General features: G+C 49.8%; 2 protein-coding genes. Both read right to left on the bottom strand.

From position 1 onward, the window contains the following. On the bottom strand, positions 1–597 hold a 597-nt coding region (gspJ, locus tag R8O10_RS24110), incomplete at its 3' end, for a type II secretion system minor pseudopilin GspJ (RefSeq protein ID WP_318191809.1). Continuing rightward, entirely contained in the window at positions 584–973 is a 390-nt protein-coding gene (gene gspI / locus R8O10_RS24105) for a type II secretion system minor pseudopilin GspI (protein WP_005478722.1), read from the bottom strand. The genes gspJ and gspI, both read right to left, overlap by 14 nt. Between the last annotated feature and the right edge of the window lie 30 nt (positions 974–1,003).

Raw genomic sequence — 1,003 nt, 5'->3', positions numbered from 1 at the left:
ACCGTAATCCTTCAACTTCAAGACAACTGAGACAGCTTTCGGCAACTCTTTATTGCTGTCCCACTCTTTCTTCCACTGTTTACCGTCATAAAAACGCATGTCGAAAGATTCCATCTGCGTCAGCAACGGAGTGACAATGCCTTCCTGCCCAACTGGGGTATCTGGATAACGCCACCAAACACGCTGCAGGGTTTCTTCTTTAACGCGATAGCCCACTTTAGTCACTTCACCACGCGGGAACTGTTGCTGCGGGTTATGCCAACCCACACGTGCAAACATTAGGCCTTTCGCGTCGGAATCGAGTAAATAATCCGACCAAAAGATCAGTTGCCCGGCAGGGTCTTCGCCGTTGGTACGCGTTTGACGCAATGCCATTTGGCGGAAGTCGTTATCCATCATCACCATGGCGCGTTGCAGTTCATTCAAACGCTGAGTTCGCTCTTGCGACAACTCGTTACTGCGCTGAACTTGCGACACCACTTGGTATGCCGCCACGCTCAAACTGGCAAAGATTGCTATCGACACCAGCACTTCAATGAGTGTAAAACCTTTTGCTGTACGGCGCTTATTTGCGCGATTGGGATTACTGCGCCACATAGCTTCTTACCGTAACAACTGGACTCGCGTTTTTCGCGGTCGCGACACTTACATCAAATGCTTTCAGCAATGGCTGCGTGGTGGCTACAGGCGTGACTTTCCAATACCATGTACGCCCTGCTAGCTCTTCGGTACCATTCTTGGCTTTCAGCGCGCCAGTATCTAGCATCACATTCGCCATTTGGTTATCCACAACCATTGCTGCAAACATCTTTTCTTCTAAGTAGCTGACTGTGTTGATGTGTTGACTCACAGAGCGAATCACACTGATCGCCGCGGTGGCAAAAATAGCCAGTGCAACCAACACTTCAAGCAACGTCATCCCTCGCACTCTGCGACGGTTTAAGTTTGGTTGAGTTTGCTTAAAATTGCGCATTCGCATCCTCTTCCACTTCTTCACCTGGCG

Source organism: Vibrio sp. 1727 (assembly GCF_033344415.1).
In the GTDB taxonomy this organism is placed as follows: Bacteria; Pseudomonadota; Gammaproteobacteria; order Enterobacterales; family Vibrionaceae; genus Vibrio; species Vibrio alginolyticus.
The sequence above is the reverse complement of the archived record's forward strand: the minus strand, read 5'-3'. Positions and strand labels throughout refer to the sequence as shown.